Source organism: Merdimmobilis hominis, from assembly GCF_900104615.1.
In the GTDB taxonomy this organism is placed as follows: domain Bacteria; phylum Bacillota; class Clostridia; order Oscillospirales; family Ruminococcaceae; genus Merdimmobilis; species Merdimmobilis hominis.
Genome location: NZ_LT629939.1, coordinates 720,936 through 737,356 on the forward strand (window position 1 = coordinate 720,936; position 16,421 = coordinate 737,356).

The 16,421-nt window shown below is 56.6% G+C and carries 16 protein-coding genes, 1 tRNA gene and 1 pseudogene; 9 read left to right on the plus strand and 9 right to left on the minus strand.

Annotation, left to right across the window (positions count from 1 at the left end; genetic code table 11):
• Positions 1-210 precede the first annotated feature (210 nt).
• On the plus strand, positions 211-663 hold the full coding sequence (gene rnhA, locus BQ5353_RS03495; RefSeq protein WP_071427320.1) for a ribonuclease HI: 453 nt from the start codon (positions 211-213) through the stop codon (positions 661-663).
• 299 nt (positions 664-962) lie between these two features.
• Positions 963-1,733, plus strand: a pseudogene (locus BQ5353_RS03500) (cysteine desulfurase family protein); the annotation flags it as partial.
• Here the strand turns inward: BQ5353_RS03500 and BQ5353_RS03505 are convergent.
• Positions 1,720-2,652, minus strand: coding sequence for a nucleotidyltransferase family protein (locus BQ5353_RS03505; RefSeq protein WP_071427321.1), 933 nt, complete (start codon positions 2,650-2,652; stop codon positions 1,720-1,722). The pseudogene BQ5353_RS03500 and the gene BQ5353_RS03505 sit on opposite strands and share 14 nt — an antisense overlap.
• A gap of 301 nt (positions 2,653-2,953) precedes the next feature.
• On the opposite strand from BQ5353_RS03505, the gene rnhA (BQ5353_RS03510) reads away from it, so the two are divergent.
• The 3 genes from rnhA (BQ5353_RS03510) to nifU all read left to right on the plus strand — a co-directional run bounded on the left by rnhA (BQ5353_RS03510) (position 2,954) and on the right by nifU (position 5,366).
• Positions 2,954-3,406 carry a ribonuclease HI gene (rnhA, locus tag BQ5353_RS03510; RefSeq protein ID WP_071427320.1) on the plus strand — a complete coding sequence of 151 codons (453 nt, stop codon included), beginning with the start codon at positions 2,954-2,956 and terminating at the stop codon, positions 3,404-3,406.
• Positions 3,407-3,705: 299 nt separating this feature from the next.
• Complete coding sequence (nifS, locus tag BQ5353_RS03515) at positions 3,706-4,899, plus strand: cysteine desulfurase NifS (RefSeq protein WP_054330739.1); 1,194 nt, start codon at positions 3,706-3,708, stop codon at positions 4,897-4,899.
• 41 nt (positions 4,900-4,940) lie between these two features.
• Entirely contained in the window at positions 4,941-5,366 is a 426-nt protein-coding gene (gene nifU / locus BQ5353_RS03520; RefSeq protein ID WP_054330738.1) for a Fe-S cluster assembly scaffold protein NifU, read from the plus strand.
• A gap of 90 nt (positions 5,367-5,456) precedes the next feature.
• Here nifU and BQ5353_RS13380 read toward each other — a convergent pair whose 3' ends face one another.
• The 4 genes from BQ5353_RS13380 to BQ5353_RS03535 all read right to left on the minus strand — a co-directional run bounded on the left by BQ5353_RS13380 (position 5,457) and on the right by BQ5353_RS03535 (position 7,656).
• The gene (locus BQ5353_RS13380) at positions 5,457-5,588 is read right to left on the minus strand and encodes a hypothetical protein (protein WP_267888274.1); all 132 of its coding nucleotides are present in this window, start codon (positions 5,586-5,588) and stop codon (positions 5,457-5,459) included.
• Positions 5,589-5,836: 248 nt separating this feature from the next.
• Positions 5,837-6,187 carry a hypothetical protein gene (locus BQ5353_RS03525; RefSeq protein ID WP_071427322.1) on the minus strand — a complete coding sequence of 117 codons (351 nt, stop codon included), beginning with the start codon at positions 6,185-6,187 and terminating at the stop codon, positions 5,837-5,839.
• A gap of 114 nt (positions 6,188-6,301) precedes the next feature.
• A complete protein-coding gene (locus BQ5353_RS03530; protein ID WP_054330736.1) occupies positions 6,302-6,775 on the minus strand; it encodes a DUF4358 domain-containing protein in 474 nt (157 codons plus the stop codon).
• 5 nt (positions 6,776-6,780) lie between these two features.
• A complete protein-coding gene (locus tag BQ5353_RS03535; protein ID WP_082398542.1) occupies positions 6,781-7,656 on the minus strand; it encodes a GDSL-type esterase/lipase family protein in 876 nt (291 codons plus the stop codon).
• A 606-nt stretch (positions 7,657-8,262) separates the two neighbouring features.
• Here BQ5353_RS03535 and BQ5353_RS03540 point away from each other — a divergent pair.
• The 4 genes from BQ5353_RS03540 (at position 8,263) to BQ5353_RS03560 (ending at position 11,982) form a co-directional block, all read left to right on the plus strand.
• Positions 8,263-8,349, plus strand: a tRNA-Leu gene (locus tag BQ5353_RS03540).
• Between the two features lie 678 nt (positions 8,350-9,027).
• Positions 9,028-9,732 carry a DUF305 domain-containing protein gene (locus BQ5353_RS03545; RefSeq protein WP_083386371.1) on the plus strand — a complete coding sequence of 235 codons (705 nt, stop codon included), beginning with the start codon at positions 9,028-9,030 and terminating at the stop codon, positions 9,730-9,732.
• Between the two features lie 831 nt (positions 9,733-10,563).
• Positions 10,564-11,349 (plus strand): pyrroline-5-carboxylate reductase, encoded by a 786-nt coding sequence (gene proC / locus BQ5353_RS03555; protein ID WP_054330732.1) that lies wholly within the window; start codon positions 10,564-10,566, stop codon positions 11,347-11,349.
• Positions 11,350-11,424: 75 nt separating this feature from the next.
• Entirely contained in the window at positions 11,425-11,982 is a 558-nt protein-coding gene (locus BQ5353_RS03560) for a tetratricopeptide repeat protein (RefSeq protein WP_054330731.1), read from the plus strand.
• A gap of 180 nt (positions 11,983-12,162) precedes the next feature.
• Here the strand turns inward: BQ5353_RS03560 and BQ5353_RS03565 are convergent, their stop codons facing one another.
• The 4 genes from BQ5353_RS03565 to BQ5353_RS03580 all read right to left on the minus strand — a co-directional run bounded on the left by BQ5353_RS03565 (position 12,163) and on the right by BQ5353_RS03580 (position 16,403).
• A complete protein-coding gene (locus BQ5353_RS03565) occupies positions 12,163-13,542 on the minus strand; it encodes an amidohydrolase (protein WP_071427324.1) in 1,380 nt (459 codons plus the stop codon).
• Between the two features lie 182 nt (positions 13,543-13,724).
• Entirely contained in the window at positions 13,725-14,672 is a 948-nt protein-coding gene (locus BQ5353_RS03570; protein WP_054330730.1) for an aminopeptidase, read from the minus strand.
• Positions 14,673-14,690: 18 nt separating this feature from the next.
• Entirely contained in the window at positions 14,691-15,368 is a 678-nt protein-coding gene (locus BQ5353_RS03575) for an AroM family protein (protein ID WP_071427325.1), read from the minus strand.
• 93 nt (positions 15,369-15,461) lie between these two features.
• A complete protein-coding gene (locus tag BQ5353_RS03580) occupies positions 15,462-16,403 on the minus strand; it encodes a DUF1177 domain-containing protein (protein ID WP_071427326.1) in 942 nt (313 codons plus the stop codon).
• Positions 16,404-16,421 lie beyond the last annotated feature (18 nt).

Here is a 16,421-nt window from a genome sequence, read left to right on the forward strand (position 1 = left end):
AACTGGAGGTTCAGTCCTTCAGGGGAGAATTTTTGCCCTTGTCACCTGGCCGGGCAGCCGATATAATAAGAAAGTAATCTGCTTGGTCCCAGCGGGCGGGGGATTTTGCCTCCATATGGCCTGCAATCGCTGCTTCCCCTCATCCGGCCCAATATTTGCTTCCCGCCCGGAAAAATAGCCGGAGGTTGGGAATGCTATAGGAGTGACAAGATGACACAACAACGAAAACATGTGGAGATTTTCACCGACGGGGCTTGTTCCGGCAACCCTGGCCCTGGCGGGTGGGGTGCGGTGCTGCGTTACAAAGGAAACACCCGGGAGCTCTCTGGCGGGGAGCGGGAGACCACCAACAACCGCATGGAGCTGACCGCGGTCATAGAGGCCCTGTCCGCCCTGAAGGAGCCCTGTGACGTCACCTTGACCAGCGATTCCAAGTATGTCATCGACGCCATCCAGAAGGGATGGGTCTACGGCTGGAAGAAAAAAGGCTGGGTCAAAAGCGACAAAAAGCCAGCCCTCAATGTGGACTTGTGGGAACAGCTGCTCCCGCTCCTGGCCTACCACCAGGTGGAGTTTGTCTGGGTCAAAGGCCACGCCGGGCATCCGGAGAACGAGCGCTGCGACCAGATGGCGGTGGCCCAGTCGGAAAAACACAAGGGATGATGCCGCAGCACCTTGGCAAATTGGGCAGCCCCCAGCCGGGGGCCCTCCTGGGGATAGGCCGCGTTAGAAATGGAGATGCGGGGACTTCCAGATCTGCAAAGCCGTTTTTTGCCATTCTCCCCCAATTCCCTACAAAACCGGAAAAAAGTTGTGATTTTTTTCATTTCCCTCTTGAAAATTATACTTTTTAGGTATACAATAAGAGCGTAGTTGAAAAGGGCATATGCCCATTTCCCGGCGGGCGGCGGCGCGGCTTCCCCCGGAATCAATCTCCCGCGCCTACAAGGAGTGTTCCCCCTATGGAAAAACGGTTTGTTTATGCGGACAACGCCGCAACCACTCAAGTTTCCCCGCGTGTACTGGAGGCAATGCTTCCTTTCTATAAAGAGGAGTATGGAAACCCCTCCAGCGTCTATTCCATTGGACGCCAAGCGAAAGAAGCCCTGGACAAGGCCCGCAAGCAGGTAGCCGATGCCCTGGGCGCCCAGCCGGGCGAAATCTACTTTACCGGCTGCGGTTCCGAATCGGACAACTGGGCGCTGAAAGGTGCCGCCGCTCAGATGAAGAAAAAGGGCAAAAACCACATCATCACCACGGTGTTTGAGCACCACGCCATCCTCCACACCGCCCAGGCTCTGGAGAAACAGGGGTTCGAGGTGACTTATCTCCCGGTGGATGAATATGGCCTGCTCACCGCTAAGGACGTGGAGAACGCCCTGCGGGAGGACACCGGCCTGGTCTCTATCATGTACGCCAACAACGAGATCGGCACTATCTTACCCATCCCGGAGATCGGCGCCCTGTGCCGGAAGAAGGGGATCCTCTTCCACACCGACGCGGTGCAGGCAGTGGGCAATGTGAAGATTGACGTCAAGGCCCAGAACATCGATATGCTTTCCCTCTCTGCCCACAAGCTCCATGGCCCCAAAGGGGTGGGAGCCTTGTACGTCCGCAAAGGGGTGGTGCTGCCCAACTTTATGGACGGCGGCGCCCAGGAGCGGGGCCATCGGGCCGGCACCGAAAATGTGGCCGGCATCGTCGGGCTGGGGGTTGCCATCACCGACGCGGTGNGTCATGCAAAATAGAGTCCTCCACCCGGGCGCCTGCGCCGATGCGGCAGCTGTCCCCCACCACGGTGCCGGGGCCGATCACCGCGCCGGGGCCAATGGTCACATTCTCCCCCAGATATACCGGGGGCAGCAGGGTGAACGCCCCGGCAGGCATGGTCTCTTTTAGGTAGATGCCCCGCTCCAGCTCCATGCCCAAGGGGCGGCAGGCGCACAAGCCGGCCATCAGCTCCTTCTGGCAGAGCCGATAACTGTCTAAGTCCCCAATGTCGCACCAGTAGCCCAGGTCCTCATAGGCGTATAGGGCCATCCCCGTCCGCAGCATAACAGGGAACAGGTCCTTGGCAAAATCGGTGTTCTCCCCTGTGGGGATCATCGAGAGCGCTCTAGGGGACACAATATAAATGCCCGTGTTGGCTAGGTCGGTGACCGCCTGCCCAAAGGATGGCTTTTCCACAAAGCCGCCGATCCGCCCGTCCTCCCCAGCGAGGACAAGGCCATATTCCCGGGGATCCTCCACCCGTTTGACCAGCAGGGTGGCGTCGGCGTTCCGAGACCGGTGAAAGGCGAGGGCGGCAGTCAGATCAAAATCACAGAGGGCGTCGCCACTGATCACAAGCAGCGGATCCTCTATGTTGGGGCAGGCGTTTTTCACGCTCCCCGCCGTACCCAAGGGGTGATCCTCCTCCACAAAGCGAAGGTCCATCCCGGTTCGGGGCCGGTCGGTGTAATACCCGGTGATGGCTTGGGGACGGTACCCCAAAGTGACAAAGACCTCTTTTGCGCCGTGGCGCTCCAGCAGATCCAAAATATAATCCATGGCTGGGCGGCCGCACAACGGGGCCATGGGTTTTGGCAGATCGCAGGTCAAGGGGCGCAGACGGGTCCCCTCCCCACCCGCTAGTATTACGGTTTGAAACATGGTTTTGCATCTCCTTTGTATGGTTTGGCCGCAGAAGGCCAATCCCAGCAGCCCCGCAGACGGGGCTCTTTTTCCATTAGTATGGCTGCAAAACTGGAGGTTCAGTCCTTCAGGGGAGAATTTTTGCCCTTGTCACCTGGCCGGGCAGCCGATATAATAAGAAAGTAATCTGCTTGGTCCCAGCGGGCGGGGGATTTTGCCTCCATATGGCCTGCAATCGCTGCTTCCCCTCATCCGGCCCAATATTTGCTTCCCGCCCGGAAAAATAGCCGGAGGTTGGGAATGCTATAGGAGTGACAAGATGACACAACAACGAAAACATGTGGAGATTTTCACCGACGGGGCTTGTTCCGGCAACCCTGGCCCTGGCGGGTGGGGTGCGGTGCTGCGTTACAAAGGAAACACCCGGGAGCTCTCTGGCGGGGAGCGGGAGACCACCAACAACCGCATGGAGCTGACCGCGGTCATAGAGGCCCTGTCCGCCCTGAAGGAGCCCTGTGACGTCACCTTGACCAGCGATTCCAAGTATGTCATCGACGCCATCCAGAAGGGATGGGTCTACGGCTGGAAGAAAAAAGGCTGGGTCAAAAGCGACAAAAAGCCAGCCCTCAATGTGGACTTGTGGGAACAGCTGCTCCCGCTCCTGGCCTACCACCAGGTGGAGTTTGTCTGGGTCAAAGGCCACGCCGGGCATCCGGAGAACGAGCGCTGCGACCAGATGGCGGTGGCCCAGTCGGAAAAACACAAGGGATGATGCCGCAGCACCTTGGCAAATTGGGCAGCCCCCAGCCGGGGGCCCTCCTGGGGATAGGCCGCGTTAGAAATGGAGATGCGGGGACTTCCAGATCTGCAAAGCCGTTTTTTGCCATTCTCCCCCAATTCCCTACAAAACCGGAAAAAAGTTGTGATTTTTTTCATTTCCCTCTTGAAAATTATACTTTTTAGGTATACAATAAGAGCGTAGTTGAAAAGGGCATATGCCCATTTCCCGGCGGGCGGCGGCGCGGCTTCCCCCGGAATCAATCTCCCGCGCCTACAAGGAGTGTTCCCCCTATGGAAAAACGGTTTGTTTATGCGGACAACGCCGCAACCACTCAAGTTTCCCCGCGTGTACTGGAGGCAATGCTTCCTTTCTATAAAGAGGAGTATGGAAACCCCTCCAGCGTCTATTCCATTGGACGCCAAGCGAAAGAAGCCCTGGACAAGGCCCGCAAGCAGGTAGCCGATGCCCTGGGCGCCCAGCCGGGCGAAATCTACTTTACCGGCTGCGGTTCCGAATCGGACAACTGGGCGCTGAAAGGTGCCGCCGCTCAGATGAAGAAAAAGGGCAAAAACCACATCATCACCACGGTGTTTGAGCACCACGCCATCCTCCACACCGCCCAGGCTCTGGAGAAACAGGGGTTCGAGGTGACTTATCTCCCGGTGGATGAATATGGCCTGCTCACCGCTAAGGACGTGGAGAACGCCCTGCGGGAGGACACCGGCCTGGTCTCTATCATGTACGCCAACAACGAGATCGGCACTATCTTACCCATCCCGGAGATCGGCGCCCTGTGCCGGAAGAAGGGGATCCTCTTCCACACCGACGCGGTGCAGGCAGTGGGCAATGTGAAGATTGACGTCAAGGCCCAGAACATCGATATGCTTTCCCTCTCTGCCCACAAGCTCCATGGCCCCAAAGGGGTGGGAGCCTTGTACGTCCGCAAAGGGGTGGTGCTGCCCAACTTTATGGACGGCGGCGCCCAGGAGCGGGGCCATCGGGCCGGCACCGAAAATGTGGCCGGCATCGTCGGGCTGGGGGTTGCCATCACCGACGCGGTGGGCAATCTGGAAGAGCGCACCGCCCGGGAACGGGATTTGCGGGACCAGCTGATTCACGGCATCCTCTCCGCCATCCCCCACAGCCGTCTCAACGGCCATCCCACCCAGCGGCTGCCCGGCAACGCCAACCTCTCCTTCGAAGGGGTGGAGGGGGAAGCCCTCCTCCTGTGGCTGGACATGTCCGGCATCTGCGCTTCCTCCGGTTCGGCCTGTACCTCCGGCTCTTTGGACCCCAGCCATGTGCTCCTCTCCATCGGCCTGCCCCATGAGATCGCTCATGGCTCCCTGCGGCTCACCTTGGGGGATACCAGCACCCAGGAGGATGTGGACTACATCCTCGCCACGTTGCCCCCCATCGTGGAAAAACTGCGGGCCATGTCTCCAGTTTGGGAGGAAATTGCCGCGGCTGATGCCCGCGCATAAACTGAAAGTGCCACCTTTGTTTCAGAAAGGATTGTGACCATATGTATTCCGAGAAAGTTTTGGACCATTTTTCCAACCCCCGCAACGTGGGGGAGCTGGCCGACGCCAACGGCATCGGCCAGGTGGGCAACGCCAAATGCGGCGATATTATGAAAATGTACATTAAGGTAAACGGCGGCGTCATCGAGGATGTGAAGTTTAAAACCTTTGGCTGCGGCGCGGCTATTGCCACCAGCTCTATGGCCACCGAGATGGTCAAGGGCCAGTCCATTGACGACGCCCTTAAACTGAGCAATAAGGCGGTAGTAGAAGCTTTGGATGGTCTGCCGCCGGCAAAGATCCACTGTTCCGTTTTGGCGGAACAGGCCATTAAAGCAGCCATTGCCGACTACTACCAGCGCCAGGGCATCGACCCCACCCCCATTGTTGGGGAAATCGGGGAGTGCGAAGCCTGCCACACCCACTAAAAGGTGTTTCCCCCCTGGAGGGGACCCGCAAAAAAGCCCAGCCGGGAAGTCCCGGCTGGGCTTTTGGTTTTTGTCAGGTTGGCTATCCTTTTACCGATAAATGGGCCGCTGGGCCCCCATGGTTTTTTCTTTTTGCCGCGCCACCAGCATCCAAACCACCAGGACAGGAGCAGCAATGGCAAAGAGCGTTTTCCCCAATACGGACAGGATTGATTTTAACATGTTGACTCCTCCTTTTTCTTTATCATATGAAAAAAAAGTAGATTCTGCAAGGGCTTTTTATGGATAAACCTTAAATTTTTTCTTATACTTCGACAGATTTTGGCAATTTCCCCAAATCCATATCCCTCTCTTCATAGGTTTCACCAATCCATGAAGTGCGGGCATCCTGTTTATCAGATTTATCAGAACTGAAGGAAAAACAAAACCGGGACGGCAGACTTGCCATCCCGGTTCCTATCATTTCTCCATCAGCGCGGCCAGGTGTTGAAGATCAGCACCCAGGAGAACAAGACGGTGAACCCGGCGCACAGAACCATGTAGGCCCGCCGGCTCCCCTTGCCTTGGTATCCCCGGGAGAATGCGCCGAAAATCATGTTGGCCACCACCAGTGCCGCCACATCAATGGCAATCTGCAAAAAAGCGGAATCGCCGGGGAAGACATCCTCTACCCACACCGACACCGGCGCCCCGATCACATGGGCCAAAGGCACCAGTACCAGGGGGAGGACCGCCATGGCAAGCCGGTTTTTGCCCCGGTGAAGGTACACCCCCACCACCAGCAAGATCACCAAAATCACCGTCCAGCACTCTGCTATCACAACCGATCCCTCCTCTACGGTCTCCGCCTGGGGGCTGCCACCCCCATTGGAATATGTATCCGCTGGGCAAACTCCTTCCCATTGCCGCAAGGGAAGGAGCCTCTCCACTCTATTTTACTGGAAGGCTTTGTCGAAGGCCGCCTCCGCTTGGGAGGGATCTCCCGCACAGACAAAGAGCACATAGTTGCCGTTTTCAGTGATCACCGCGTTCTGAACTTTGGCCATCTCCGCGGGGATATACTGTTCAAACCGCTTGCCTAGGTCTTCCACCCGTTTATCCAGCATGGTTTTAATGGTCTCCACCCCTTTGGCATCCTTTGCCTTAAAGATGGCGAATTCCTCTGCGGTGGCGCCGGATGCGCTGGAGTAGATGAGATAGCTGTCCACAGCGCTGTCGTCGATGTTGTAGAAGTTGCCGACTACTTCCCCCTCCATCTTCTTCATCTCGTCCTCCACTTCGGTGGCATCCATCATGGCTTTCATGGTGGCCTCCATGTCAATATCGGTCTTTTCGCTCTTGCCGCAGCCGGTAAGCAACAATGCCGCCGCCAGCAGGGCCGCCATGGTGATGGTCAACAGTTTTTTCATAGCCGTTATTCCTCCGTTACTGTATGTGTTTTCAGATAATCGAACCATTTGGTATAGCTCTCTGTCCCAAAATGAAGCCCATCGGGGGTGGCGCTGGCGGGCAAGCCGCCGGTTTCATCCTTAAAGGCTTCGGCCACGTTGAGGTAATACACCTGTTTTTCCTGGGCCATCTGTAAAATAGCTGCATTGGTCTCGTCGATTTTGGCGTTGGTCATCGCCCCATTGTACTTCTGGGCGAACTTTGCCTCGTTGATGGGCAGGATCGACTGGACATAGATGATGGCGCCCGGGTGCTGGCTCTTAACCAAGTCGACAAAGTTGGCATAGTAGGACGCTGTCTGCTCCGCCGTCAAACCTCCCACGCCGTTGGCCCCCAGCATAATGTAGATCTTCTTAGGATGGTAATGGGTCATGGCCTCGGGGATTGTCAGCTCCTGCCCCTCTAGCTCAATGACCTTTTTAGTCATGATATTGTCCAGATTGATACCAGTGGCTGCCACTACAGTGGCATTGGACATCACCTCGTATAGCTCGATGCCGGTGGTGATGGAATCCCCCACAAACATGGCATCGTCAAAGTAATCGCTGCGCACCCGGGGGCTCTCCGGCACCGCTCCCATAAGGCCCTGGGGTTCCTCTGGCTCAGACGGAGATTCCTGAGAGGAGGGCGGCTGCTCAGAGGAGGAACTTTCCTCCTGAGAAGAAGAGCGGTCCTCCAAGCGGACCACTAAATTTTGGGGCGGGTCGGTCCCCTGAATCCCCTGCCAAGCCAAGGCGATGAGCGCCGAAGCCGCAGTCAAAACCAACAGCACAATCAATGCGAGAAGCGCCGGGCTTCCCCTGCGCCTCCGATAAATTTTATCCGTATCTCGTTTTGTCATACCTGCTCCTTTTATCCGTCCCCCTGTGGTTTCTATTCCAGACCCGCCCGCCAAATCGGCGCCGTTTAAAAAAGATTCCCCAGGGATTCCTGTATTTGGATGTTCCACTGGACTGCCGCCTGAAACCAGGCCCGGCGTGCCAATGAAAAAAGGGCACGATCTCCCTTCCCGATGAAGGGGGTGGCTCTTTGGCTATTTTACCATATTTCCGGAATTTTTCAAAGGGGCCAAACTATAAACACAAATATTTTACAATTCTTTGGAAATCTGGAGTGAATCCCTCCATTATACAAAAAGTTATAAACACTTTCCACAGAGTTTTCCACATAAAATCCAATTTCCCCGATTTTTATAAGGAAAATCGTTTTCCACAGAAGATATGTTCTCTTTTATTATACCAATAGTGATTGCTCAGTTATCCTCTCCCAGCGGAATTTTGTGGGAACGCCCAGCGTTTCCCCACCACTTTATATTATGGGGCGGGGGCCGAAGAAGGCGCTTGGGAAATGACTGGTGATGCCTTAAAATTTTATGCGCTATCCCTTGACAAGTATTCTCTGCGATGCTATAATAATCCTTGCATTTGCAGGTAGTATCTGTGAATATGCGAGGGTGGCGGAATCGGCAGACGCACCAGCTTGAGGTGCTGGCGGAGTAACTACCGTGAGGGTTCAAGTCCCTTCTCTCGCACCAAAAAGAAAGACACGCTAAAAGCGTGTCTTTCTTTTTGGGTTCCGGTGATTTAAATACTCGGGGCAAATGAATTGCCCCTGCGCCAAGGTTTTGCCTACGGCAAAACGCTTCCACGGCGCAAACGCGCCGCTGGCCCAGAAGGGCCGTTGGGTTGCATTTCTTCGAATAGTCTCAAAGCCGAAAATATCGATTTTAACCGTTCCGCCAAAGAAAACCCGCTTAAACAGTTTGTTTAAGCGGGTTTTTCGTCTCTAAAAGTCGTCTTTTACCTAACCTGTATTTGAAAAAATGTTGATGTTACTGGCCGACCCAGCAATTGGCTACTGGGCAGTAGCCCGTATGGCTTAATCACAGGCTAAAAAGTACAGCCCCTGATCCTCCTTCTTAGGAGAACCAGGGGCTTTTTTTATTTCAGGATGATGTGATAAACCCCGTACTGCCGCAGCATCTCCCCAAGCTCTTGGAGAGAGATGGTCTTGGTGTCGGAGTTGGACTTTCGTTTCTGGAAGAAAATTCCTGGGTATTCCAGCACCGCCGCGGCATGGGCTCTGGTAAAAGCTAGTGGATCCCTCTATCTTCCTTTCATAAAGCTGTCTGCTTTTTTAGGTATAAAAAGTTGAGATATACAGATTCTAATGGGGATACAACTAGCTGAAATGCTGGAACAGGAGAGATATTATGAAGCAAAAAAATTGGTATTGGGCCATTGCCGGTTTGGCGGCCCTTATCCTTGTGGTTTTGATTTGGAGGGCGTGTTCCCCAGCCTCCCCTAACGCCAGCGGCAGCGCCGGGCAGATGGATCACAGCCAGATGGATCATGGGAGCTCCCATTCGGACCCCAGCCTCCAAGCCTACTTGGACGAGCAAAACACTATCATGTCCACCATGATGGATGACATGGGGAACATTCAACATTCGGGGAGTGCTGCTGTCGACTTCCTCGCGGGTATGATCCCTCACCACGCATCTGCCATTTCCATGGCCGAAAGCTATCTGAACAACGGCGGTTCCCATCCGGAATTAAAACCTCTAGCCGAGTCGATCATCACCGCTCAAAAAGCGGAGATCGATGAGATGAAGGCCATGATTCAGGAGCGTGAGACCACCGCGGTCAAAGATGAAGAGCAGGAATCCGCTTATCTGGATGCATACAACAAACTGATGCTGTCCTCTCATGCGGTGCACACAGACGGCGACAGCTTAGACGAAGCTTTTGCCCGGGGGATGATGCTCCACCACCAGATGGCGGTGGACATGTCCAATGCCATCCTGGTTCACACCGAAGATGAAGCAGTCAAAAAGCTGGCCCAAAACATTGTAGACGCCCAACAAGAAGAGATCACCCAGATGCAGTCCATCCTCGATGATCTTCCCAAACCATAATTCCCAATATCCTGTGGCCGCCCAACAAGGGCGGCCATTTTGCTGTCCTCCTGCTGTTTCCCTTTCCCATTGGCGGCTTTAGCATCCAGCGGATTTGGATCATTCACAGGAAGAAACTCCTCCCCGCCTCTCCAACAGCTCACCAAGTGTGAACTGGGTCTGCTCAAAACACTGCGCCAAAAGAGGGTTCCCACTTTCATCCTCAAATATAGCAACCGGAATTCCGGTGGACTGCTGTAGGAAAGATAGGTGCCCTCCTACGCGGCAGTAGGCCGGTGAGGGGTGTGCTTTCCAGAAAGAGGGACCACATTCCGGGCCCTGCGGGGCTGTTTTTGTCCCGGATTACTGAGGAGGCAGCAGCCTGCAAGGAGGACAAATCCCACCGTGTAGGCAATCCATCTCCCCAGGGAGAAAGCGCCGGTCTCAAACCCGCCTGCGGATCCCAGCGCCAGCAGGAGGCACACCAAAAAAAGGGTATCTTTCCAAAAGTGTATCCAGGTTTTTCTCATTCCAATTCCTCCTCCCGCCAGCGGGCCACCGCGCGTTCGATCATATGTTCGTTCCCTGTGTTCTCAGTATATCAGAACGTGCGTTCGGTTTTCAATGGACGATGTGAACAAAGATTCGTCATTATTTTCAGAAACTATTGTTCGCCTCTCAACAAACCGCTTAGGGGATTTCTGTGGGGCTTGGATTGTACTTTCCTCTTCCCCATGCTATAATTGCAGGTACAATCCATTGGGCCGGCCTTTTGAGGAATGCAGATTCCTGGGGCGTTCTGCCCCCTACGGACGGCCCTGCGGCAACACAAAATTGGGAGGAGAACACCCTATGAAAAGACTTGGATTTATCGGCATGGGCAACATGGCTTCCGCTATCCTGCTGGGCGCCCTCAAAGCGGGCTACCTGCATGCGGAGCAGGTCTACGCCTACGACATTGATCAGAAAAAAGTGGAGGCCATGGGTCGAGAGACCGGCATCCACCCCGCTTCCACTGCGGAAGAGCTGGTGGCCCAATCGGATATTGTGCTGATGGCAGTCAAGCCCTACAACATCGAAGAAGTTGTCAAGGAGCATTACGACGCTTTCAAAGGCAAAGCCATCATCTCCATCGCCCTGGGCTGGACCTATGAAAAATACCGGGAAATCCTCCCCCAAGAGACCCGGGTGGCCTTTGTCATGCCCAATACCCCCTGCATGGTGGGCGAGGGGATGGCCCTTTTGGAGGAAACCAACAACCTCGCCCCCGAAGAACTGGAATTCACCAAGGGCCTTTTTGAAAGCATTGGTAAACTTCTTCCAGTGAAAACCAGCCTGATGAATGTGGGCGGCACCTTGAGCGGCTGCGGCCCCGCCTTCCTCTATGTGATTATGGAAGCTCTGGCCGACGGCGCCGTCTTCCACGGCCTGCCCCGGGATATGGCTTACACCCTGGTCAGCCAGATGGTGCTGGGCTCCGGCAAGATGCTGGCGGAGAGCGGCCTACACCCCGGCAAGCTGAAGGACAATGTCTGCTCGCCGGCCGGCAGCACCATCCGCGGCGTCCGCGCCCTGGAGGATGGCAATATCCGCGCCACTCTCATCGACGCCATCGACCGCGCCGTCATGATGAAATAGCCTTTGCTCCATCCCGTTCGGGGGATGATTCCCCCAGGCAGTTTTCCCATTTTGGAAAGGAGGAGACGACCCGCCATGGAACCCTTGCTGGAACAAATTTCCCAGTGGCACGAGGCCGACCAGCACCAGAAGATTGTAGACGCCATCCTGCAGCTCCCCCAGGAGGAGCGCACCTACCAGATCACCGGGTACCTGGCCCGGGCTTACAACAACCTGGCCCGCTATGAAGAGGGCCTTGCCCTGTTAGAGAGCATTGCAGATGAGGGACGGGAGGACTGGGTCTGGTGGTACCGGATGGGGTACTCCTATTTCCGCCTCTCCCGGTTTGCAGAGGCGGAGGAAGCCTTTCAAAGGGCAGTCGCCCTCAACCCAGAGGAGGGGGACTGCTGGTATTTCCTCTGCCGGATCTATCGGGATTCCATCCACAAGCCGGAGGCCCTGGCCGCTGCTCTGGAACAGCTCAAACGGGTAGATCCCCGGGAGTTCTACCGCAGCTTTGACAACATGAAGCCCATTTCCGCCCCTGGTGGGAACAAAACCCACAGGCAATATCCCAATGGGCCGGAGAACAGCCGCTACGAGCCCCTCCCCCGCCCCGGCCTGGGGCCAGAAGACCACCTGGAAGATTGGTAAACCCACCGCCCGAGGGGATTCCCCGGGCGGTTTTTCTTTGGGGTGGGTCCCCGTCGTGTATCTTTATCCACGGCCATCCAGGGAAAGGGCCGTGGTTGCTATATCTACAGCCTTGTCCCATGAAAAAGACCCCGCCTGAGATGCTCAGGCGGGGTCTTCGCTATGTGATCTGTAACCGGTTTACGGGATCGGCAGTTCTTCGGGGATGGGGCAGATATACGGCTTGCCGCCGGTCTCCTTGACAAATTCCGCTTTGGCCTTCTCAACGATGTCGGGGTTCTCTATGACCTTGAGGCCGAACAGGGCAATGACCCGGGAGGCATAGATCATGCCGCGGAGGCCCAAGGAGTGGCCGGAGCAGGCAGAATTCTGCCAGCTGTGGCCGGGGGCGCCGATGGCAAAGCAGGCGGTGGAGAAGGAGCCTCCAGGCACAATGTGCTGCACATCGCCCACATCGCTGGAGCCGTAGCCGTCGACAGGCTCGATGGGGAGCAGCCCCTCATGAAGGTCGGTCCCCTCGGGGGCGTAAGCCTTGGTGCGCAGCTGCTCATACAGCTCGGGCATCGTCTGGTTGAGGGCGTGGGCAAAATCCTTTTCCTCTTGGGTAAACGCCTCTTTGGGGGCCTCAGCCAGGCAGTCGTACAGGACTTTGGAGAGCTCCATGTTGCACAGCCGGTTGTAGCAGCCGCCCAGGAACTCGATTTCCAGTTCAGTCTCGGTCATCATGGCAGCGCCTTTGGCCACCTTGACCAACCGGTCGTACACATCCACCACCGCATCCCGGGTCAGGGCGCGTACAAAGTATTTGGAACTGGCCTTGTCGGGGACGATGTTGGGGGCAGTGCCTCCCTCCAGGATGATGTAGTGAATCCGAACATCACTGGTGACGTGTTCCCGCAAGTAGTTGGCTCCCACGTTCATCAGTTCCACCGCGTCCAAAGCGGAGCGACCGTTGTGGGGGTCGCCGCCGGCGTGGGCGGTTCTGCCTTTAAAGTGGAAGATCGCCGAATTGAGGGCGGTGTTTTTACCGGTGCGCACCGCGTTGGTGGTGCCGGGGTGGAAGTCCACGCACAGGTCCAGACCGTCAAAGGCATGGCCCCGGGCCATAAAGGATTTTCCGGTTAGAACTTCCTCAGCTGGGCAGCCGTAATAAACCACTGTACCAGGAAGTTTGCGCTCCTCCATCTCCGCTTTCAGGCCCAGAGCGCCGCCCAATGCGCCCACACCCAGCAGGTTGTGGCCGCAGCCCTGGCCATAGTCGCCGGGGACCGCCGCTTCCTTGTGGGTGACCAGCTTCTGGCTCATGCCGGGCAGGGCGTCCAATTCACCCAAGATGCCGATGACTGGATGGCCGCTGCCCCAGGTGGCCTTGATGGCAGTGGGGACGCCGCCTGCGCCGATCTCCACGTCAAAGCCCGCCTCTTTGAGGGCGGTGGAAATCCATTGGCAGGCATTGAACTCCCGGTATGGCCCCTCCGGTTTTTCCCACATCTTTTTGGCGATGCCCTCCAGCATGGCCCGGTTCTTTTCAATGGCCTGGTACGCAATTGTCCCGTTCATTTGAGATGCTCTCCTTTCTATGTCGCCGAAGGTGCTTCCCTCGGCATATTCTGTTTTCTGGTAACATCAGTATAACAGAATATATAGACACATTCCATAGAACTATTCCACAATTATAGATCTATTTTCTCTATTATGGAAAAAGCCCCGGAGTAGCTTCTCCGGGGCTGGGGTATTCCTTTTTAATATTGAAGCAAAAACTCCCCGTTTTTGATGATCTGCTGGTCGTCCAGGTAGAGGTCCGGCTTGAGGATAATGCCGTCCATGTGGCAGTCCGCCTTGTTGGTGCCCCCAAAAGAGGTGTTGGTGCCAAAGGCGATGTGGACGGTGCCGTAGACCTTTTCATCCTCCAGGATGATGCCGCAGAGGATGGCTTTCTCGTTGGTGCCGATGCCCAGCTCCCCCAAAGTGGCGTTGCGTTCATTCTTCAGGAGGATATCCAGCTTGCCCTCCTCATCCCCTTCGATCTTGGTCAGCTTGCCGTCTTTGACGGTGACCTTGAGGGGCTTTTTCAGGGTGCCCATACCCACCATGGAGCCGTCGATAATCATCTCGCCGTTGGAGCCGTTCTCCACCGGGGCGATATACCCTTCGCCGGAGGGGAGGTTGCCGCTCTTGCCCGGCTCTTTGTAGACGCCGGGGCTGGGCACGCCGTCGCGGCCCCGCAGGTCCAGGGTCAGTTCGCACCCCTCTTTGACGATGCGGGCGGTGGATGCCTTGGTCAGCAGCTCTGTGACAGCGGCAGTCAGCGCCTCCACCCGGGTGTAGTCGGCGGTCATAGCCCCTTTCTCAAACATCTCCTTGGTGATGTTTGGCATGGTGGCGATGCGGGCGCCCTGTTTCACCGCATTGATGCGGGCGTTGGTGTGGGTCAGGGATTTGGCGGTGGGACAGAGGACGATGTCCGCCGCGGCCATGGCGGCAGCTACCGCCGCCGGGGGCTCCTCACCGGAGACCGATCGCTCCCCCATCACCATGAGCATGGCCTCGCAGCCCAGTTCCTTGGCCGCCAGGTAGATGGCGTTGCCGATTTCCAACTTGCTGTCGTCGGTGACGACCAGTACATTCTCCCCTGGCTTGGCCGCCATGGAGGAGAGAAGGATGGATTTTGCGTTTTCAATCAAATTCATGGGGTTGTCCCTCCGTTGTTAATAATCCAAAAGCTCCATCACCGCCCGGGCCAGGATGGTCCGGGAGAGGATGACGTTTTTGCCGGTGATTTTTGCCACCATCCGCTTCATTTCAGCGGTGTAGCCAATGCAGTCCAAAAGAACCAGGTCGGCATCAGTTTTGGCAATCTCCCGGGCCGCTGCCTCCACCGCCTCCATCTCCCCATAGGGGGAAGCGGCGTAAGACTTGACCTCCAAGCCGTAACCGCCCCACTTCTTCTGGGACTGCTCCAGCTGCTTTTCGGAAGGGGTCACAGCAGCCAGCTTGCCGGCGCAGAGGACCGGCACCAGCCCGAAGAGGATCTGGTTGGGGAAGATCAGCGGAACCTTGTGGCGGAAGTTGTCGGGGAAATCCCCGGTGCAGAAGAAGAGGATGAGCCGGACCCCTTCCTCCTCCAGCCTGTCGATGCACTGCTGCAAGCGGGGCAGCACATACCGCTCCGCAAAGGTGACGCTGCTTCCATCCTTAAGGCGGGAAACCAGCACATAGTCCCCTTCCTCGGGGACAAAGGTTTCAATTTCCTCCCGGCTCAGTCCGTCCAGGCCTCCGGCTTCGATCAGTTCCACATTGGGGCCGAAAATTGGCCACAGGTCAGGGGTCACATCCACCCGGGGGGACTGGCCCACCGTGATGGCCCCGATTTTAACCTTTTCCATGGGGTGTATCCTCCTTTTTTCCAGTAAATGCTTCCCCCCAGGGGAAACGGAAGAAGCCCTCCCCAGGGCGCACCCCGGGGAGGGCAATATGGTTTAGTCCCGGTTGCCCAGGGTCTGGATGTGGCTCATGGAGCCATACAATTTCTGGATGAGGGCGTACTCCTTCTCGTCATAGAAGGCGCACTGGCCCTTGCCGAAGGATTTGGCGACCTCCAGCATAAAGCGGGCGGCCTCCTCGCAGTCGGTGAAGTGGCAAGCGCCGGTAGCACAGCCGGGGACGGCGGTCTCGGCGGTGATGGCCACACCTACAACCGGCGCCTTAGTGGCAGTGGAGGGCTGCAGGATGCTGTTCAGGTGGTACAGGTCATTTCCGTAGGGGGTGATGTCCTGGGTGGTGATGGCAAAAACGGCAGGTAGCTCGCCGGTGGTGATCTGCATGATATCCAACAGGGCCTCACTGGTGCGCAGGATGTAGCCCTCCTTGACGGTGGGGGAAATGGCGAAGCCACGCTTGTTGATGATCCGGTTGCCCTTGGTGGTGTCCACGACCAAGATGGCGTCCAGCTCCTCGGTGACTTCTTCTTTGTTCACCATGGCCATGTTGACCGGGGAGCCCATAAAGGGGACGGGGATATGGGGCTGGGTGGGGGCGTCGGGGCAGACGTGGGTGGAGATGAAGACATCCCCTTCCAAGGTGTCGCCCTTGTTCTGCATATCCAAAATTTTAGCTGCCAGGGTGAGGGCCACCAAGGCGCCGTCGCCGTCAGAGACAAAGCCGGTCATCTCAGGCCGTGCGCCCAGTCCGCCCAGGCGGCCCAACAGGCCGATGGTGGGGGCGGTTCCGCCCACCGACTTGCCGTTTGTACCGGGGATGCGGATTTTAATCATCTTGGTGCTCCCCTTTTCGGTGGAGAGCTCTTTGATCTCGATGTTGGCGTCGGCGCGGATACCCCGCAGGTAGGCGGCGACTCCTTCGGCGCTGGCCTTGCTGTCGTCCAGAATGTCGTAGACTTCCATCAATTGTTTCAGCAGCATAATGGTTACTCCCTTTCT

Bases quoted from the DNA above. Each gene is read 5' to 3' on its own strand.
- BQ5353_RS03530 (WP_054330736.1), bottom strand. From the start codon at position 6,775: ATGAAAAAACTGTTGACCATCACCATGGCGGCCCTGCTGGCGGCGGCA.
- nifS (WP_054330739.1), top strand. From the start codon at position 3,706: ATGGAAAAACGGTTTGTTTATGCGGACAACGCCGCAACCACTCAAGTT.
- BQ5353_RS03535 (WP_082398542.1), bottom strand. From the start codon at position 7,656: ATGACAAAACGAGATACGGATAAAATTTATCGGAGGCGCAGGGGAAGC.
- BQ5353_RS03580 (WP_071427326.1), bottom strand. From the start codon at position 16,403: ATGCTGCTGAAACAATTGATGGAAGTCTACGACATTCTGGACGACAGC.
- BQ5353_RS13380 (WP_267888274.1), bottom strand. From the start codon at position 5,588: ATGTTAAAATCAATCCTGTCCGTATTGGGGAAAACGCTCTTTGCCATT.
- nifU (WP_054330738.1), top strand. From the start codon at position 4,941: ATGTATTCCGAGAAAGTTTTGGACCATTTTTCCAACCCCCGCAACGTG.
- BQ5353_RS03570 (WP_054330730.1), bottom strand. From the start codon at position 14,672: ATGAATTTGATTGAAAACGCAAAATCCATCCTTCTCTCCTCCATGGCG.
- rnhA (WP_071427320.1), top strand. From the start codon at position 211: ATGACACAACAACGAAAACATGTGGAGATTTTCACCGACGGGGCTTGT.
- BQ5353_RS03560 (WP_054330731.1), top strand. From the start codon at position 11,425: ATGGAACCCTTGCTGGAACAAATTTCCCAGTGGCACGAGGCCGACCAG.
- proC (WP_054330732.1), top strand. From the start codon at position 10,564: ATGAAAAGACTTGGATTTATCGGCATGGGCAACATGGCTTCCGCTATC.
- BQ5353_RS03565 (WP_071427324.1), bottom strand. From the start codon at position 13,542: ATGAACGGGACAATTGCGTACCAGGCCATTGAAAAGAACCGGGCCATG.
- BQ5353_RS03545 (WP_083386371.1), top strand. From the start codon at position 9,028: ATGAAGCAAAAAAATTGGTATTGGGCCATTGCCGGTTTGGCGGCCCTT.
- BQ5353_RS03575 (WP_071427325.1), bottom strand. From the start codon at position 15,368: ATGGAAAAGGTTAAAATCGGGGCCATCACGGTGGGCCAGTCCCCCCGG.
- rnhA (WP_071427320.1), top strand. From the start codon at position 2,954: ATGACACAACAACGAAAACATGTGGAGATTTTCACCGACGGGGCTTGT.